This is a genomic window from Mesorhizobium sp. M2D.F.Ca.ET.226.01.1.1, assembly GCF_004022705.2.
In the GTDB taxonomy this organism is placed as follows: Bacteria; Pseudomonadota; Alphaproteobacteria; order Rhizobiales; family Rhizobiaceae; genus Mesorhizobium.
Genome location: NZ_RZOY02000094.1, coordinates 1 through 315, shown reverse-complemented (window position 1 = coordinate 315; position 315 = coordinate 1). Strand labels below are relative to the sequence as shown.

The 315-nt window shown below is 61.6% G+C and carries 1 pseudogene; it reads left to right on the top strand.

Annotated elements, in window-relative coordinates:
- A pseudogene (locus EN869_RS33915) lies at window positions 1–315 on the top strand (ABC transporter ATP-binding protein); the annotation flags it as partial.

Here is a 315-nt window from a genome sequence, read left to right as displayed (position 1 = left end):
CGACACCCCCAAGAGACTCTATGAATCGCCGGTGAACGCCTTCGTTGCCGGCTTCATCGGGTCTCCTTCGATGAACCTTTTCGAGGCGACCCTGACGGGCGACGAACTGACGTCCGGCACCTTCGGCGTCCGGCTGCAGGATGCAGCCTTCGTGCGCAGGCCGGGCTTGAGGTCGTATGCGGGGCGCAAGGTCGTGTTCGGGATCCGCCCGGAGCATCTCTATGACAGCAGCCTCGAATCCGGCCGCAAGTATCAGACGATACCGGCAAAGGTGACCTCGATCGAGGAACTCGGGTCGGAACATATCGTCCATCT